Annotated in this window: 17 protein-coding genes and 4 tRNA genes; 17 read left to right on the top strand and 4 right to left on the bottom strand. The window is 58.6% G+C overall.

Going from position 1 to position 17647, the window contains the following annotated elements:
* Position 1: 1 nt before the first annotated feature.
* The 5 genes from cyoC (at position 2) to FIU93_RS18140 (ending at position 3561) form a co-directional block, all read left to right on the top strand.
* Positions 2-595 (top strand): cytochrome o ubiquinol oxidase subunit III, encoded by a 594-nt coding sequence (cyoC, locus tag FIU93_RS18120; RefSeq protein ID WP_023001143.1) that lies wholly within the window; start codon positions 2-4, stop codon positions 593-595.
* A gap of 9 nt (positions 596-604) precedes the next feature.
* Complete coding sequence (gene cyoD, locus FIU93_RS18125) at positions 605-910, top strand: cytochrome o ubiquinol oxidase subunit IV (RefSeq protein ID WP_023001144.1); 306 nt, start codon at positions 605-607, stop codon at positions 908-910.
* 66 nt (positions 911-976) lie between these two features.
* On the top strand, positions 977-1246 hold the full coding sequence (locus tag FIU93_RS18130) for a hypothetical protein (protein ID WP_152506382.1): 270 nt from the start codon (positions 977-979) through the stop codon (positions 1244-1246).
* A gap of 129 nt (positions 1247-1375) precedes the next feature.
* Entirely contained in the window at positions 1376-2584 is a 1209-nt protein-coding gene (locus FIU93_RS18135) for an FAD-dependent oxidoreductase (protein ID WP_173017352.1), read from the top strand.
* Entirely contained in the window at positions 2581-3561 is a 981-nt protein-coding gene (locus FIU93_RS18140; RefSeq protein WP_152506384.1) for a glycosyltransferase family A protein, read from the top strand. Before FIU93_RS18135 ends, FIU93_RS18140 begins: the two co-directional genes overlap by 4 nt.
* Before the next feature lie 64 nt (positions 3562-3625).
* Here the strand turns inward: FIU93_RS18140 and FIU93_RS18145 are convergent.
* Positions 3626-3701: transfer RNA gene (locus FIU93_RS18145), tRNA-Thr, on the bottom strand.
* A gap of 677 nt (positions 3702-4378) precedes the next feature.
* Between FIU93_RS18145 and FIU93_RS18150 the strand changes: the two genes are divergently transcribed.
* On the top strand, positions 4379-5569 hold the full coding sequence (locus FIU93_RS18150; protein ID WP_152506385.1) for an MFS transporter: 1191 nt from the start codon (positions 4379-4381) through the stop codon (positions 5567-5569).
* 25 nt (positions 5570-5594) lie between these two features.
* On the opposite strand, the gene FIU93_RS18155 is transcribed toward FIU93_RS18150, so the two are convergent.
* The 3 genes from FIU93_RS18155 to FIU93_RS18165 all read right to left on the bottom strand — a co-directional run bounded on the left by FIU93_RS18155 (position 5595) and on the right by FIU93_RS18165 (position 7405).
* Entirely contained in the window at positions 5595-6410 is an 816-nt protein-coding gene (locus FIU93_RS18155; protein ID WP_152506386.1) for an RNA methyltransferase, read from the bottom strand.
* 72 nt (positions 6411-6482) lie between these two features.
* Entirely contained in the window at positions 6483-6986 is a 504-nt protein-coding gene (locus FIU93_RS18160; protein WP_055654727.1) for a PaaI family thioesterase, read from the bottom strand.
* The gene (locus FIU93_RS18165; RefSeq protein ID WP_152506387.1) at positions 6983-7405 is read right to left on the bottom strand and encodes a MarR family winged helix-turn-helix transcriptional regulator; all 423 of its coding nucleotides are present in this window, start codon (positions 7403-7405) and stop codon (positions 6983-6985) included. The genes FIU93_RS18160 and FIU93_RS18165 overlap by 4 nt, the downstream gene beginning before the upstream one ends.
* Positions 7406-7931: 526 nt before the next feature.
* On the opposite strand from FIU93_RS18165, the gene FIU93_RS18170 reads away from it, so the two are divergent.
* The 11 genes from FIU93_RS18170 to rpoB all read left to right on the top strand — a co-directional run bounded on the left by FIU93_RS18170 (position 7932) and on the right by rpoB (position 17572).
* Positions 7932-8016, top strand: a tRNA-Tyr gene (locus FIU93_RS18170).
* A gap of 22 nt (positions 8017-8038) precedes the next feature.
* A tRNA-Gly gene (locus FIU93_RS18175) sits at positions 8039-8112 on the top strand.
* 170 nt (positions 8113-8282) lie between these two features.
* On the top strand, positions 8283-9473 hold the full coding sequence (gene tuf, locus FIU93_RS18180) for an elongation factor Tu (protein ID WP_006936456.1): 1191 nt from the start codon (positions 8283-8285) through the stop codon (positions 9471-9473).
* Positions 9474-9581: 108 nt separating this feature from the next.
* A tRNA-Trp gene (locus FIU93_RS18185) sits at positions 9582-9657 on the top strand.
* 103 nt (positions 9658-9760) lie between these two features.
* On the top strand, positions 9761-9958 hold the full coding sequence (gene secE, locus FIU93_RS18190) for a preprotein translocase subunit SecE (RefSeq protein WP_006936470.1): 198 nt from the start codon (positions 9761-9763) through the stop codon (positions 9956-9958).
* 66 nt (positions 9959-10024) lie between these two features.
* On the top strand, positions 10025-10555 hold the full coding sequence (nusG, locus tag FIU93_RS18195; protein WP_006936469.1) for a transcription termination/antitermination protein NusG: 531 nt from the start codon (positions 10025-10027) through the stop codon (positions 10553-10555).
* Positions 10556-10730: 175 nt separating this feature from the next.
* Positions 10731-11159, top strand: a complete 429-nt coding sequence (gene rplK / locus FIU93_RS18200; protein WP_023001581.1) for a 50S ribosomal protein L11 — start codon at positions 10731-10733, stop codon at positions 11157-11159.
* Between the two features lie 4 nt (positions 11160-11163).
* A complete protein-coding gene (rplA, locus tag FIU93_RS18205; protein ID WP_152506388.1) occupies positions 11164-11862 on the top strand; it encodes a 50S ribosomal protein L1 in 699 nt (232 codons plus the stop codon).
* A gap of 324 nt (positions 11863-12186) precedes the next feature.
* Positions 12187-12705: a 50S ribosomal protein L10 gene (gene rplJ / locus FIU93_RS18210; protein ID WP_023001583.1), complete on the top strand. Its 519-nt coding sequence runs from the start codon at positions 12187-12189 to the stop codon at positions 12703-12705.
* Between the two features lie 60 nt (positions 12706-12765).
* Complete coding sequence (rplL, locus tag FIU93_RS18215; protein ID WP_023001584.1) at positions 12766-13143, top strand: 50S ribosomal protein L7/L12; 378 nt, start codon at positions 12766-12768, stop codon at positions 13141-13143.
* 289 nt (positions 13144-13432) lie between these two features.
* Positions 13433-17572: a DNA-directed RNA polymerase subunit beta gene (rpoB, locus tag FIU93_RS18220; RefSeq protein ID WP_031269576.1), complete on the top strand. Its 4140-nt coding sequence runs from the start codon at positions 13433-13435 to the stop codon at positions 17570-17572.
* Positions 17573-17647: the final 75 nt, after the last annotated feature.

Below are 17647 nucleotides of genomic sequence, written 5' to 3' on the forward strand. Positions count from 1 at the left end.
GATGTCTGCTGCAACCATCCTTGAAGAGGAAGAGAAGCACTCCCTTCATTCCAGGGAGTTCGGGTTCTGGATCTATCTGATGACCGACGCGGTCATCTTCGCGCTGTTGTTTGCGACCTACGCTGTCCTTTCGGAAAATTCCGCAGCCGGTCCGACGTCAAAAGAGCTCTTCGATCTCAGCAGGACTGCCGTTGAAACCGGCTTGCTGCTGGTCTCCAGCCTGACGTTCGGGATGGCGAGCATTGCGCTGATGAATGACCAGAAGGGCCGCGTGGTCCAATGGCTCTTTGTGACCTTGCTGCTCGGCTTCGCGTTTCTGGCAATGGAGCTGAGTGAATTTGCCGGCATGATCGAAAAAGGTGCGGGGCCGGAAGTAAGCGGCTTCCTGTCTGCCTTCTTCACGCTGGTGGGTACACACGGACTGCACGTTGCGTTCGGGGCACTCGGGATCGTGGTTATGATTGGCCAGATCATGGTCAAGGGCCTGACGCCGCCGGTTCGTTCCCGGTTGATGCGGCTCGGGCTATTCTGGCATTTTCTCGATATTGTCTGGATCGGGATCTTTTCGGCGGTCTATCTGCCGGGCGTTCTATAGGGGGCACATATGAACCATTCCGCTGAACGCAGCCTGTCTACCTATCTCACCGGGTTTGTGCTTGCAGTTGTGCTGACGGCAATTCCCTTCGCCCTGGTCTGGGGCGGACTGCTCACAGGCAGTGCCGTATATTTCGTCATCGCTGTTGCCGCGGTTCTGCAGGTGATCGTTCACCTGGTATTTTTTCTACACATCGACCTGAAATCCACCCCGGTCGAAAACCTGTTCTTTCTGGCCTTTGCCGCGGTGCTCATTTTCATCATGGTCGGTGGCAGTCTCTGGATCATGATGGATCTGCATCACCGCATGCAGTGAATGCCTGGTCGCCATTGAGGCGTCTCGCCGCAATCGACGACCAGCCTGTCCGAAAGGGAGAATGACATGAGATGCAATCGCAATCCGCTCGCCGGAAGTCTTCTGGCCGCAGGGCTGATGCTGGCCGCTACCAACGGTGCACTTGCCGACTGTCAGGCGGACATCGACAAGGTTGAAAATGCCGTTACCCACTCCGAGAGGGAGGGTATCGACATCACTGTTGCAGAGAAGATGCGCGCACTGCTCCAGGAAGCGAACAAGGAACGGCACGCAGGCAACGAAGCAAAATGCCAGGAGCTGATCAACCAGGCAAAATTCATCGGCGACGTGGAATGACGACCGATAACGTGATTGTTCCACTGGTCGGTTGGCTGCGATTGAGGTAAGAGAACCCGTTCCGGAACAGGTGTGGGGAAACATGATTTCGGTCGTTCTTGGATGAAATCGTGCCGGGACATAGCGATAGTGGGGGCCGGCATTGCCGGCTCGATCGCAGCTCTGGAACTTGCTGATCGCGGTAACCGGATCGTGCTTTACGATGCCGGAGCTGAACCGCTGACTGCGGCATCGCTGGTAAACGAAGGCAAGATCCATCTCGGGTTCGTTTACGGCGGGGACAGGTCAGGTCTGACCGCACGGCGCATGATCGATGGCGCGCTGCATTTCCGGTCCATCGTGTGCCGATGGATGGCGCAAGACCTTTTCGCTTCTTCCGTAACGCAGCCATTCGACTATGCCGTTCCTGAGGGGTCTCAGCTTTCCGCGGGTGCGGTAGAACAGCACTTCGTGCTGGTGCAGGATATCCTCCGCGAGCGGCTTGCCGCACCAAATGCAGACTACCTCGGCGAAGTGGATCTGCCGGCCTTCCAGCGCCTGACCTCCCATTCTTATGGCTCTGAAGCTGGCAAGATCGAGGCGGCCTTCGGAACGCCGGAACGATCCGTCGACACGCGAGCCATTGCTGCTTCACTGCGCGCAGCGGTTCTTTCTCACCCGCGAATCGAATTCCAGTCCAATCACAGGGTGACGCGTTTCGAGACAAGCCGCTCCGGTTGGCGCGTGGTTGGTGAACATCGCGCTGACGGACCATTCGACCGGGTGCTCAACGCCGCCTGGGAGCAGCGCCGCTTTCTGGATCATGCCAGCGGCTTTGCTGATAATGCCCCGTGGTTCCTGCGCTACAAGATGGCAGTGCTGCTGCCGGATGTTGTCGAAGATCTGGCGAATGTTACGCTCATGTTGGGGCGATACGGAGATGTTGTGCGGTATGAGTCAGGCCGGGTGTATCTGTCCTGGTACCCGTCGATGATGCTCGCCAGCACACGCGACCTTTTGCTTCCGCACCCAGAGATCGGTTCTTCCCGAAAGGCCGAAATTGTGCGCAGTTCCGTTGCCGCACTTGCGGCCTACTATCCGAAGTTAGCTGAATTCCTGCGCTTTCCCGAGGCGGACGAAGCACCGTTGATCGGCGGAGTTATCGACGCAAGGGGTGCAAGTGATATCGACGATCGCGTGAGCGATCTGCACAAGCGCAGCAGAATAGGCCCCAGCCTCCTGGCCGATGGTTATTGCAGCCTTGATCCGGGCAAATACACGACCGCACCGATGTTTGCGCTTGAAGCGGCGGACGCGCTGGCATCTTCAAGCCAGGTTCATCAAGTCATTGCCTCATGAAGTTTCCTGCAATATGGCCATGGAAACGGCCTCGTCTGACAATCTGTATTCCTGCCTACCGGCCGAACGGGTTTCTTGAACGGGTGCTTGCGTCGGTGCAGGAGCAGAGCTTTCGCGACTTTCGTGTTGTCATTTCCAATGATGGCGGTTTCGAACGGGAAACCTTCGAGCCGTTCCGGTGCATGGCAAACGTGCGTATCTACCATCAGCGGAGACGACTCGGCTGGGTGGAAAACGCAAATTGGCTGATCAGAAGGGTAAGGACGCCGTATTTTGCCATCCTGCCGCAAGACGACACCATTGAGCCGGACTATTACGCCGCGCTTGTGGATCTTCTGGAAAAGACACCCTCTGCCGGAAGCGCTTGCACCGCAATTCAGACCGTGGGCAGGCCGGATGAACACATCATCCGCAGCAAAAGCGTGAGCGGAGACCTGGAAGCGCGGGTCAGGCAGGTGTTCGGGATGAGTTATGCCGGCGTCAGTTTTCGGGCGGTCAACCGGACACCGCCAAACCTTCGTGATCTGACCGTTCCCGGAAACCGGTTCGACAACATGTTCGCCGACAGTACCTGGATCATGCGCCAGGCGATCCAGGGAGAAATGCTTTATCTCGACCGGCCGCTCTACAGGAAGCTCTACCACGACGGCAACACTCACACGAGTTGGCTGGAAACACCGGCGAAAACCCTTGCATCCGCCTGGATGCGTTATTGCCAGCAAATGGCACTCTATGCGGCACGGTCCGTGGCTGACGAGTACCAGCACGAGGCCATATTCGATCTTGCCTGCGAGCGGGTCTTTTCCAGAAACAGCGAGTTGAGACCGCTAGCCGTCGGCACGGCATTCGACGCGATCTGGAGCCAGAGTGAACTGGATCTGCGCCAGGAGGGTATGAAGAAGATGCTGCAGCGTTCATTGATGCAGCGCCAGGGCAGCTGCAACGCGTGGCGAAAACATATGGTCCGCGTCGCCTGAAGCACGCGATAGCACAGTGCCTGCGGCGAGCGGCACAATAGAGTTTCAAGCTGAATGGGGAAGATGGTGCCGGCAGCAGGATTCGAACCCGCGACCCCGAGATTACAAATCACGTGCTCTACCAGCTGAGCTATACCGGCGCCGGGGATGGCTTCTACCAGATTGGGCGCACTTGTCCATGCCCTGATTTGCATTTTTCGATTCTGATTCCGAAAAACCAGCTAAACCCCTCTGATAATTTCGAAAATTGGTTGGCCTCTGTGGATAGTTTCGCGTGCGCAGAGTTTCTGCGACCCAGAAATTCAGTATCGCGACGTCTCGATTCCAATGTCATTCCTGCAAATTGACGGAAGCATTTGTGGCGTAGGCGCAATCAAGAGGCATCGTGTTCGTTCAGTGGGGCAGCGCTCGGCCATCTTGCAAGTTCCCTGGAACCGAATCATTTCCTTGCCTTGGCATAATATGCTCGCGCAGCACATCCAGCACTGATCCGCATAGCCGATATGCCCCTGATCAAGGTGGACGCTTGGCGACGTCCAACTGCGGCATCCGCCAATCCAGCGTTCGCAAGCGCTGAAGGGGCTCCGCGAAGAGGGGGCGGCAGCTTGCATGAACCGGGTTTTGCACCCATAAATGCGCAATCTGAATATCAGCCTGTCGCTTTCTGCGCGGGCTTCTCTGGTTTTACCGGAAGGCAGGCTGGATAGACCAAACACTGTTCGGTCCCGTCATCACTTCCGTTTCACCCTCAGTGGAAAATCTGCCGTGACACATGTGGTTCTGCTCGAAATCATGTGCGCCAATTGGATCGATTTAAATGACTGAAGCGCAGCGCATCTGCCTCATTTTCTATCTGCAGCCGATCGCACTCGGGGCTTGGCTGCCGCATATTCCAGGTGTCCAGACCACGCTCGGACTGACCAATAGCGAGTTGGCGATTGCGCTCGTCGGGGCGCCGGTCGGTACTTTGACAACCTTGATGATCGCGGGGCGCATTGCAGGCTGGATCGGCGCCAAGTGGATCACGCTGATCTTTTATCCGGTCTTTCTTCTCGCCATGCTGTTGCCCTTCATGGCGACAACCCAGTGGCTTTTGATGGCCGCACTCGCGCTTGTCGGCGGATCGATGTCCATCCTGGAACTCGGGCTCAACGTTCTGGCTGACGATTACGAGACGCGCACCCACCACAAGATCATGAGCAGAGCACACGGTTGCTGGAGCTTCGGACTGCTGTCTGGAACGCTGATTGGCTCGGCTGTGGCGGGTCTTGCCCTGTCGCCCCTTCTGGCCGGTATCGCGATCGCGATCCTGGTTCAGGCCCTGGTGCTGCCTGTAATCCTGCGGTTGCCTTTGCCGCCCGAAGGGCAGTCGACCAAACCCGAGCAGCGCGGTTTCCGGTTGCCACATCCGGTTTTGCTTGGCGTCTGTTTTTTCACTTTCGGAACGACATTGGTTGAAGGGGCCGTTGCGGATTGGGCTGCGGTCTATCTCCGGGATGCCTTTGCCGCCAATCCGGGCCTCGCCGGGCTGGGCATCTCGATCTTTTCACTGTGTCTGGCTTCGACCCGACTCATGGGAGACCGCTTGCGCCAGGTTGCGGCGCCAGGACGCCTGGGGCAGGTGCTTGCGCTCATCGGACTGATTGGTCTGAGCCTGATATGGCTTGCACCGAACGCGCCGATTGCACTTCTCGGTCTGGGAGTTCTGGGATCGGGAGCAGCGCTCGCGTTTCCCCTTGGAGTGACCGCGGCATCCGCAGCGCCAGGAGGAAGTGCGGCTTCCAATGTCGCCGTGCTTTCCTTTGTGGCTCTGCTTGGCTTTCTGGTCGGGCCGCTCACCATCGGGCCGCTCGCCGATGCCTTCGGTATTCGGGCGGCTCTCATGGTGCTGGCACCGATGATCGGTATCAGTCTGCTATTGGCGCCTTGCCTGACCCGGTCGGAGGCGACGCGGGCGAACAGAACTGCCGCCAGCTCTGTGACTGCAGCGCGCGGAGAGGTGCTTTGAATCGGATGGTGAAAGGAGAGGGGCCTTACAGCCCCATTTTCATCCGCGCCACATAGAGTGACAGTACAGCGGCATTTGAAACATTGAGCGAGCGAATCTTGCCCGGCATGTCGAGGCGGGCTGTCAGGCCGCAGGCTTCGCGCACACCCTGACGCACGCCTTTTCCCTCCGAGCCCAGCACCAGAACTGTCCTGTCGCTGAACGGTGTCTGTTCAAGACTTGCCGGGCCATCGCTGTCGAGGGCAATGCAGGAAAAGCCTTCGTCCTTCATCTCGGCAATGAAGCGGGCCATGTTTTTCACCCGGACATGTTTGATCATGTCGAGTGCACCGGACGCGGATTTCGCCAGAACGGAGCCTTCTTCCGGTGCATGGCGTTCGGTTGTTACCACCGCATCGGCATCGAGCGCGACAGCCGAGCGCAGGATTGCGCCGACATTGTGCGGATCCGTGACCTGGTCAAGTGCGAGGACGAGCCGCGCACCTTTCAGATGCTCGGCGCCATAAGCGGGCAGGGGATCGGCTTCCAGGATCATGCCCTGATGGACAGCATCCTTCGTCACCATCCGGTCCAGCGCGCGGGGCATCATGGATTCGACAGGGACATCGATCTTCACGCCACGTTCTTCGAGGCGGCGAACGGCATTGTCCGTTGCGAACAGCTTCAGCCGCTTGCGATCCTTGTTGGCAAAGGCTGCTTCAACGGTGTGGAGGCCGTAAAGCAGCACCGGGCCTTCCGGGGGGAGGCCCGGACGGCGCGGCGCAGGTTTGCCACCGAACTTCTTGTTGCCACGAAAGCCCGGCTTGCCGGCTGGGCGCGAAGGTTTCTTGTCGTCACTCATGGCGCAGCTCTACCGGGATTTCCACGTCAGGAAAAGAGGGAAAGACAGTGCGACTGTTCCATATCCATTGCCTCAAGAGGGCTTCAGGATCATGCAGCTGACAGTGCCATGGGCTATCAGTTTGCCGTTCGCGTCCCGCAGATCGCCTTCGGAGGTCGCCAGGCGGGAGCCGCGGTGGACGATCCGCCCCTCGCAAACCACTTCTCCACTGGTTTCAAGCAGCGGGCGAACCATGTTCACGTTGAGCGATGTGGTGGTGTAGAATTCGCCGGGCTGCAGCGTGGTGTGTACCGCGCAGCTCAGCGCCGTGTCGATCAGCGTCGAAATCCAGCCACCATGGACCGTACCGAGCGGGTTCAGGAACTCGCGTGCTGGCTGGCCGGTGAAGACGGCCCGGCCTTCGGAAAATTCCTTCATCCTGATATTGGAATGCACCATGATCGGGGGGGCAGGCAGATCGCCTGCCATCATGCGCTCGAAGATATCAAGCCCGGTCATGGTGGCAAAGGCTGCCTTTGGAAGCGCGCCAAGGGTGTGGGTCTTGCCGTTTTCGGTCAGGGTCTGGGGATCGCTCATGATTGGTGTCCTGAAAGGGTGGTCTCGTCGGGGGCTGATTGGGAGGCAGTGTCTGCGGCAGGTTTTTGCTGGCTTTCCAGAATGTGAACCGCCTTGCGCAACGTGGACATCTGGGTGCGAACGGCATCAGCGCCGTCCGGGCCAAGCAATGCGCTGACCTCTTCTTGCGCCTTGAGCCAGGTGCGGTGGATCTCAATGACCTTTGCCTCGCCCAGTTGTGTCAGCACCGGAAGAACCTTTCGGCCTTTGCCATCTTGCCGGGTTACAAGACCGGCAACTTCCAAAGGCTTGAGGTTTCGGGCCAGCGTGGATCGGTCTATGCCGAGGAAACGGGCGATCTCTGCCGCCGAACTTGCAGATCCGTCGGCTATGGCTGCCAAAAGCTGGGCCTGGGTCAGTTCAAGGCCGAGAACTGCCATGTGCCTATTATAATGACGGGTCAGAAGATTGGCGGTGCGCCGGGCAGCGTGTCCGAGGCAGGTTCGGCCCATGTGCTGGAAATCGATATCTTTGAGAGAAGATGACATTTGTTGTAGATACAACAACAAAGGAATCTGCTCAAGAGTGCAGTCGCGTCCGACTGGTTTTTCAAAAGGGCAGCAGGTGCAGGCATTGGCACAAATGGCCTCGTCAAAGGAACGGGCGCGTTGATGAAAGTTGTCCACAGGCTGGGGTCGCGTGATGCCGGATTTTCAGCAAAACGCAGGGGAACCGTGACATCGCGGCCGTGCTGCGGCAATCTGGTGGTGCCATCGGCCTTGGCAATAGCTCACGTTCGAAGCGTCTGTTTCGAGCGTCCTGCTGATTTTGTTCAATTCTTTGCAAAATCGGCGTTGACAGGGCGGGGCCCTATCTGCATAACACGCGCCACGGGATTGCTCGCCCCTTCCGGGCGGGCTCTTCGGTAAGCCATCCTGATCGCTTCGGCGTGAAGCAGGACGAGATGGAGGAGTGCCCGAGTGGCTAAAGGGGACGGACTGTAAATCCGTTGGCTATGCCTACGTTGGTTCGAATCCAACCTCCTCCACCATCGTTCCTGGTTCTCTCGTTGTGCGGGTGTAGCTCAATGGTAGAGCAGCAGCCTTCCAAGCTGACGACGAGGGTTCGATTCCCTTCACCCGCTCCATCATGGGTGCTGATCGGAGTGTCCGGAACGGAAGGCTCTTTCGCCCGGAAATCCTGACAAGAAGTTCAACGGGAAGCAATTCGTCGCTCGCGGATCTGTCCAAGGCGCCGGAACGCGTCCCGCCTCGACCTAATTCGACCGAACCGAGTATTGGACAGAGAGCGACGCCGATGGCGAAGGAAAAATTTGAGCGCAACAAGCCGCACGTTAACATTGGCACGATTGGCCACGTTGACCACGGCAAGACGACGCTGACCGCAGCAATCACCATGACGCTGGCTGAAACCGGCGGTGCGACTGCAAAAGCTTACGACGAAATCGACGGCGCGCCTGAAGAAAAGGCTCGCGGCATCACCATCTCCACGGCCCACGTTGAGTATGAGACGGAAAACCGTCACTACGCACACGTCGACTGCCCTGGTCACGCCGACTACGTGAAGAACATGATCACCGGTGCAGCGCAGATGGACGGCGCGATCCTGGTCTGTTCTGCCGCTGACGGCCCGATGCCGCAGACCCGTGAACACATCCTCCTGGCTCGCCAGGTCGGTGTTCCGGCTCTGGTCGTGTTCATGAACAAGGTTGACCAGGTCGACGACGAAGAGCTTCTCGAGCTCGTCGAAATGGAAATCCGCGAACTGCTGTCTTCCTACGAATTCCCGGGCGACGACATTCCGATCGTCAAGGGTTCTGCACTGGCAGCCGTTGAAAACCGCGATCCGGCCATTGGCCGCGATGCGATCCGTGAGCTGATGGCTCAGGTCGACGCGTACATCCCGACCCCGGAGCGTCCGAAGGACCTTCCGTTCCTGATGCCGATCGAAGACGTCTTCTCGATCTCCGGCCGTGGTACGGTTGTGACCGGTCGTGTTGAGCGCGGCATCGTGAAGGTTGGCGAAGAAGTCGAAATCGTCGGCATCAAGGACACGCAGAAGACCACCGTCACCGGCGTTGAAATGTTCCGCAAGCTGCTGGACAGCGGCGAAGCAGGCGACAACATCGGCGCGCTGATCCGCGGTATCGCTCGTGAAGACGTTGAGCGCGGCCAGGTTCTTTGCAAGCCGGGTACTGTTACCCCGCACACGAAGTTCAAGGCCGAGGCTTACATCCTCACCAAGGAAGAAGGTGGTCGTCACACCCCGTTCTTCACCAACTACCGCCCGCAGTTCTACTTCCGTACGACGGACGTGACCGGTGTGGTGTCCCTGCCGGAAGGCACGGAAATGGTGATGCCGGGCGACAACGTCTCCGTCGAGGTTGAGCTGATCGTGCCGATCGCCATGGAAGAAGGCCTGCGCTTCGCTATCCGCGAAGGTGGCCGTACCGTCGGCGCTGGCGTCGTCGCATCCATCATCGAATAAGATGATTTCGGGCTGCCGGGCCTTGTGCCCGGCAGTCCCGCCTCTTAAGTCTTGCGATGTGCGGCTTCAGAGGGTATCAGGAGCAAGTTCGCCCAGGCGGACTTCTGAAGGGGTATAGCTCAGCTGGTAGAGCGACGGTCTCCAAAACCGTAGGTCGCGGGTTCGAACCCTGCTGCCCCTGCCAATTTGCTCTTGATTAATCTGCCTCGAGGGCTTAAAGAGTTTCCTCGAGTGAGGCGCGCGAAGTTTTTCGCGCGCCCACTCGTATTTAACAGACCGGAATCGGAATGGCGAAGACCAATCCCTTTAAATTCATCCAGGAAGTACGCGCGGAAACGTCCAAGGTAACTTGGCCGACGCGCAAAGAAACAGCAGTGACCACTGTCATGGTTTTCATCATGGTTGTGATCGCGGCGATCTTTTTTCTCGTGGCAGATCAGTTGATGGGCTTCGGGATCGGCTATCTTCTGGGTGTCGGCGGCTAATTTCAGTCAGCCGCCCGGGCGACTGTCCGGTTTGAAGACAAAGAACAAGAAACGGAACTGAGATCCATGGCCAAGCGCTGGTACATTGTGCACGCCTACTCCAATTTCGAGAAGAAGGTCGCCGAGTCCATCCGTGAAAAGGCCGAGCAGAAGGGTCTGTCCGACCTGTTCGAAGAGATTCTCGTTCCGATGGAAAAGGTCGTTGAAGTGCGCCGTGGCCGCAAGGTCGATGCAGAGCGCAAATTCTTCCCGGGCTACGTCCTGGTGAAGATGGAAATGACCAACGAGGCTTTCCACCTCATCAAGGATACTCCGAAGGTAACCGGGTTCCTGGGCGCGGATCAGAAGCCGATGCCGATCCCGGAAAAAGAAGCAATGCGCATCATCAACCAGGTGCAGGAAGGCGTGGACCGGCCGAAGCCGTCCGTGACTTTCGAGGTTGGCGAGCAGGTGCGTGTTTCCGACGGTCCGTTCGCGTCCTTCTCCGGCCTTGTCGAGGAAGTGGACGACGAGCGTGCGCGTTTGAAGGTGGCCGTGTCAATCTTCGGCCGTGCAACGCCGGTGGAACTGGAATTCGGTCAGGTCGACAAGCTCTGATCGTTTGCTGCCCCGAGGGGTGGCTTGAGAGCCCGGTCGCAGTGTCCACAAGGATGCGGCATCCGGGATGAAAGGGTGGAAGGTTCCGGAACTCTTCGCCGGGTTCCAACAGGGCCGAACCACCAACTCCCAATCAGCTGAAGAGCCATTCAGCTGTTAATGACTGGAGAGAAACATGGCGAAAAAAATCGAAGGTTTCCTGAAGCTTCAGGTACCGGCAGGTTCCGCTACTCCGTCGCCGCCCATTGGTCCGGCGCTCGGTCAGCGTGGTCTGAACATCATGGAATTCTGCAAGGCCTTCAACGCCGCTACGCAGGATGCTGAAAAGGGCGCGCCGTGCCCGACCGTGATCACCTACTACTCCGACAAGTCCTTCACGTTCGAAGTGAAGACGGCTCCGGTCAGCTTCTTCCTGAAGAAAGCTGCCAAGCTGCAGAAGGGCTCCCAGACCCCGGGCCGTGGCACGGTTGGTTCTGTGACCAAGGCGCAGGTGAAGGAAATCGCCGAAGCCAAGATGAAGGACCTGAACGCCAACGACATCGACGCAGCGATGCTGATGGTCGAAGGCTCCGCCCGCTCCATGGGCCTAGAGGTAACGGAGTAAGATCATGGCGAAGGTTGGAAAGCGCATCCAGGCAGCTCGTGAAGGTATCGACCGCAACAAGCTGTATTCCCTGAACGAAGCCATTGGCCTCGTGAAGGACCGTTCCAAGACCAAGTTCGACGAAACCATTGAGGTTGCGATCAATCTCGGCGTTGATCCGCGTCACGCAGACCAGATGGTCCGCGGCGTGTGCATCCTGCCGAACGGCACCGGCAAGACCGTTCGCGTTGCTGTGTTTGCTCGCGGCGACAAGGCCGAAGAAGCCAAGGCTGCTGGCGCCGACATCGTCGGTGCAGAAGAGCTGGTTCAGGAAGTTCAGGGCGGCAAGATCGACTTCGATCGCTGCATTGCAACTCCGGACATGATGCCGCTCGTCGGTCGTCTCGGTAAGGTTCTCGGCCCGCGCGGCCTGATGCCGAACCCGAAGGTTGGTACCGTGACCCCGGACGTCAAGTCCGCCGTCAACGACGCCAAGGGCGGCGCTGTTCAGTTCCGCGTTGAAAAGGCCGGTATCGTTCATGCTGGCGTTGGCAAGGTGTCCTTCTCTGAAGAAGCGATCACCCAGAACGTCAAGGCTCTGCTGGACGCCGTTCAGAAAGCCAAGCCGACTGGCGCAAAAGGCACCTACCTGAAGCGCATCGCCGTGTCCTCCACGATGGGCCCGGGCGTAAAGGTCGATCTCGCCACCGTTGCTGGCGAATAATCCGGTCTTTCCGGATTGATACGAGATTTCGGCTGAAAGGCCGAATAGACCCGGCGGCTTGCTGCCGGGTTGCCCTGTCCGAGACTGCAGGTGCCGGGAGACCGGCTTAAGCCGAACAAGGCCTGCATAGATGGGTGAGAACCGAATTTCCCACCGATCCGGTGGAAAACCTGGTTCGAACCAGACCTTGCCGAGCGCTTCTGGCGCGAAGGTGAGGGGACAGGACCCTGAGCGTCGCCAGGACAGGCGGTTACCGGGTTCGGGACCATCTGCCAGGCGGCAAGGTAAACCGGCGGCGTCACAGCCGCCAAATGGAGAAGGCAAGTGGAAAGAGCGGAAAAGCACGAGTTCGTGTCGGCCCTCAACGCCGAGCTGGGTAACACCGGTGTTGTCGTCGTCGCGCACTATGCAGGCCTTTCGGTAGCTCAGATGACCGCACTGCGGGCATCCGTGCGCGAAGCCGGCGGCACTGTAAAAGTCGCAAAAAACCGCCTTGTCAAACTCGCCCTTCAAGGCACCGACCTTGAGCACATCTCCGACCTGTTTCAGGGCCCGACCGTTATCGTCCATTCCGACGATCCGGTAGCCGCTCCGAAAGCAGCCGTCGATTTCGCCAAGGCAAACGAGAAGTTTGCGATCCTTGGTGGTGCTCTTGGCTCGACCAACCTGAACCCGGATGGGGTCAAATCTCTGGCAACCATGCCGTCGCTCGATGAGCTGCGTGCGAAACTGGTTGGCATGATCCAGACCCCGGCTTCCCGGATTGCACAGGTTGTCAACGCTCCGGCCGGGCAGCTTGCCCGCGTCTTCGGCGCTTACGCCAAGAAGGACGAGGCCGCATAAGGCGTCCAAAACACACTGTCTCACGTAACCAAAACTGGTTCGAACTTAAGGTACTGAAAAATGGCTGATCTTGAAAAGCTCGTTGAAGAACTGTCCGCACTGACCGTTATGGAAGCTGCTGAACTCAGCAAGCTTCTGGAAGAAAAGTGGGGCGTTTCTGCTGCTGCTCCGGTCGCAGTTGCTGCTGTTGCTGCTGGTGGCGGCGATGCAGCTGCTGCTGAAGAAAAGACCGAATTTGACGTTATCCTGGCTTCTGCCGGCGACAAGAAAATCAACGTCATCAAGGAAGTCCGCGCAATCACCGGTCTTGGCCTGAAAGAAGCTAAGGAGCTCGTCGAAGGCGCACCGAAGCCGGTCAAGGAAGGCGTTGGCAAAGACGAAGCAGAAGAGCTGAAGAAGAAGCTCGAAGAAGCTGGCGCATCTGTCGAGCTGAAATAATAAAGGCCTACCGGCCTTTTGAACGGTCCCGGGCAACCGGGACCGTACCTAGCCCCGGCGGGATTTTCCCGTTTCCGGGGCAAACGTACCACTAGGGCATCCTGCTTTCGCAAGACGGCAGATGAAGATGTTCTAGGCCCCTAAGACCGGTCAACTTGTCTGGTTTCAGGTGAGGGCACCTGAAGCAGGTTGATCCAGGGGGGACGGTTTTCCGAAGCGCCCGGGCGCTCGCCCGATTGGAAAAGGGGCGTTTCGGGAAGCCGTTACCCGGCCGATACGAGGAGCGACAATGACCCAAACGTTCAACGGTCGCAAAAAGGTCCGTAAATATTTCGGATCGATCCGCGATGTCGCGGCTATGCCTAATCTCATCGAGGTTCAAAAAGCATCCTACGACCAGTTTCTGCAGGTCGACGAGATGCCGGGCGGTGGCCGCAAGAATGAAGGCCTTGAAGCGGTCTTCCAGTCCGTATTTCCGATCTCCGATTTTGCGGGCACTTCCCTTCTGGAATTTGTTTCCTTCGAATTTGAAGCTCCCAAATACGACGTCGATGAGTGCCGCCAGCGCGACATGACCTTTGCGGCTCCGCTGAAGGTTACCCTGCGCCTGATCGTGTTCGATGTCGATGAAGACACCGGCGCAAAGTCCGTGAAAGACATCAAGGAACAAGATGTCTACATGGGCGACATGCCGTTCATGACCGACAACGGCACTTTCATCGTCAACGGCACCGAGCGCGTCATCGTTTCCCAGATGCACCGTTCTCCGGGTGTGTTCTTCGACCATGACAAGGGCAAGACCCATTCTTCCGGCAAGTTGCTGTTCGCAGCACGCGTGATCCCGTATCGCGGTTCCTGGCTCGATATCGAATTCGACGCCAAGGACATCGTGCATGCGCGCATCGACCGTCGCCGCAAGATCCCGGTTACGTCCCTGCTTATGGCGCTTGGCCTCGATGGTGAGGAAATCCTCAACACGTTCTACAAGCGTATCGATTACACCCGTCAGAAGGACGGCTCCTGGCGCATGCCGTTTGACGGCAACCGTCTGAAGGGCACCAAGGCGTCCTACGACCTGATCGACGCCGACAGCGGCGAAGTGGTGATCGAGGGTGGTCGGAAGATCACTCAGCGCACCATCAAGCAGCTTGAGGAAAAAGGCGTCACCGCCTTGAAAGTGACCGACGAAGACCTTCATGGTCAGTACCTGGCTGAAGACATCGTCGACATGAAGAGCGGTGAAATCTACGCTGAAGCAGGCGACGAGATTTCCGGAAAGCTGCTGGAAGAACTGGTCGATCGTGGTTACCACGAGCTGCCGATGCTCGACATCGATCATGTCAACACCGGTCCGTACATCCGCAACACCCTGTCGGTCGACAAGAACGAGTCTCGTGAAGATGCTCTGTTTGACATCTACCGCGTGATGCGTCCGGGCGAGCCGCCCACCATCGACACTGCCGAGGCGATGTTCCAGTCGCTGTTCTTCGACGAAGAGCGCTATGACCTGTCCGCCGTTGGCCGCGTGAAGATGAACATGCGTCTCGACGTGGAGTGTGCCGACACCGTTCGCACGCTGCGCAAGGACGACATCCTGGAAGTCATCCGGGTTCTTCTTGAACTGCGCGATGGCAAGGGCGAAATCGACGACATCGACAACCTCGGCAACCGCCGTGTTCGTTCTGTCGGCGAGCTGATGGAAAATCAGTACCGCGTCGGTCTGCTGCGCATGGAACGTGCGATCAAGGAACGCATGAGCTCTGTCGAAATCGACACGGTCATGCCTCAGGACCTGATCAACGCGAAGCCGGCTGCTGCTGCCGTTCGTGAATTCTTCGGCTCCTCGCAGCTGTCGCAGTTCATGGACCAGACCAACCCGCTGTCGGAAGTCACCCACAAGCGCCGCCTGTCGGCACTTGGCCCGGGTGGTCTGACCCGCGAACGCGCAGGCTTCGAAGTCCGCGACGTTCACCCGACGCACTACGGCCGTATCTGCCCGATTGAAACGCCGGAAGGTCCGAACATCGGTCTGATCAACTCGCTGGCAACTTTTGCCCGTGTGAACAAGTACGGCTTCATCGAAAGCCCGTACCGGAAAGTGAAAGACGGCGCCGTTACCAACGAAGTCGTTTATCTTTCTGCCATGGAAGAAGCCAAGCACTACGTGGCCCAGTCCAATGCCGTCTACGACGACGAGGGCCGGTTCACCGAAGAGCTGATCACCTGCCGTCACGCCGGTGAAAACATGATGGTTCCGTCCGACAAGGTCGACCTCATGGACGTTTCGCCGAAACAGCTCGTGTCCGTCGCGGCCGCGCTCATTCCGTTCCTTGAGAACGATGACGCCAACCGCGCACTGATGGGCTCGAACATGCAGCGTCAGGCCGTTCCGCTGGTTCGTGCCGAAGCACCGTTCGTCGGTACAGGCATGGAGCCGATCGTGGCACGCGATTCCGGTGCTGCCATCGGTGCCCGCCGTGCTGGCGTTGTCGACCAGGTGGATGCGACCCGTATCGTTATCCGTGCGACCGAAGACCTCGATCCGGGCAAGTCCGGCGTCGATATCTACCGGCTGCAGAAGTTCCAGCGGTCCAACCAGAACACCTGCATCAACCAGCGTCCGCTGGTGCGTGTCGGTGACCGGATCCACAAGGGCGACATCATTGCCGACGGTCCGTCGACCGATCTCGGTGATCTGGCGCTCGGCCGGAACGTGCTCGTCGCGTTCATGCCTTGGAACGGCTACAACTTCGAGGATTCTATCCTCCTGTCCGAACGCATCGTCTCCGATGACGTGTTCACCTCCATCCACCTCGAGGAATTCGAAGTGATGGCGCGTGACACCAAGCTTGGGCCGGAAGAAATCACCCGCGACATTCCGAACGTTTCGGAAGAAGCGCTGAAGAACCTCGACGAAGCCGGTATCGTCTACATCGGTGCCGAGCTGAACCCGGGCGATATCCTGGTCGGCAAGATCACTCCGAAGGGCGAAAGCCCGATGACGCCGGAAGAAAAGCTTCTGCGCGCCATCTTCGGTGAAAAGGCATCCGACGTTCGCGATACGTCCCTGCGCCTGCCGCCGGGGGTTTCCGGTACCGTTGTCGAAGTGCGCGTCTTCAACCGCCACGGCGTTGAAAAAGACGAGCGCGCGATGGCGATCGAGCGTGAGGAAATCGAGCGTCTCGCAAAGGACCGCGACGACGAGCAGGCGATCCTCGACCGCAACGTCTATGGCCGTCTGGCCGAGATGCTGATGGACAAGACCGCCATTGCCGGCCCGAAGGGCTCCAAGAAGGACACCGTACTGACCGGGGACGTTCTCAACGACTTCCCGCGCTCGCAGTGGTGGCAGTTTGCCACCGACGACGAGAAGTTCATGTCCGAAATCGAAGCTCTGCGTGGTCAGTATGACGACAGCCGCAAGCGTCTCGAGCAGCGTTTCATCGACAAGGTCGAGAAACTGCAGCGCGGTGACGAACTGCCGCCGGGCGTCATGAAGATGGTCAAGGTCTTCGTTGCCGTGAAGCGCAAGCTTCAGCCGGGCGACAAGATGGCCGGCCGTCACGGCAACAAGGGCGTGGTCTCCAAGATCAACCCGTGCGAAGACATGCCGTTCCTTGAAGACGGCACGCATGTCGATATCGTGCTGAACCCGCTCGGCGTTCCGTCGCGCATGAACGTCGGTCAGATCCTTGAAACCCACCTGGGTTGGGCCTGCCGCGGCATGGGTAACCGGATCGGCGAAATGTACGACGAGTACAGGAAGTCAGGCGAGATCGGCGAATTGCGTGGCAAGATTGTCGAGATCTACGGCGACAACATGAAGGGCGACAACGTCAAGGAATACGATGACGAAGGTATCGTACGCCTGGCGGAGCAGCTGAAGAAAGGCGTCAGCATCGCGACGCCGGTCTTCGATGGTGCTCGTGAACCCGATGTCGTCGAGGCGCTCAACATTGCCGGCTACGACCCGAGCGGCCAGTCCGTTCTGTATGATGGCCGGACCGGTGAAGAGTTCGACCGCAAGGTAACCGTGGGCTACATCTACATGCTGAAGCTCCACCACCTTGTCGACGACAAGATCCATGCCCGTTCCATTGGCCCGTACTCGCTCGTCACCCAGCAGCCGCTCGGTGGTAAGGCACAGTTCGGTGGCCAGCGCTTCGGGGAAATGGAGGTCTGGGCGCTTGAAGCTTACGGTGCAGCCTACACGCTGCAGGAAATGCTCACCGTCAAGTCGGATGACGTTGCCGGCCGTACGAAGGTCTATGAGGCCATCGTTCGTGGCGACGACACCTTCGAGGCAGGCATTCCGGAAAGCTTCAACGTGCTTGTGAAGGAAATGCGGTCCCTGGGTCTCAACGTTGAACTGCAACGAACCGATGTCCCCGTGATCGGCGAGGAAGAAACTGCGGACGCCGCAGAATAACCCCGCCTACGGACCACAAATGACTTGGAATGCCGGTTGCGGGGAGGGGCGCAAGAGCTCGCTCCCCCACCGCGC

Source organism: Labrenzia sp. THAF35 (assembly GCF_009363595.1).
Lineage (GTDB): Bacteria > Pseudomonadota > Alphaproteobacteria > Rhizobiales > Stappiaceae > Roseibium > Roseibium algicola.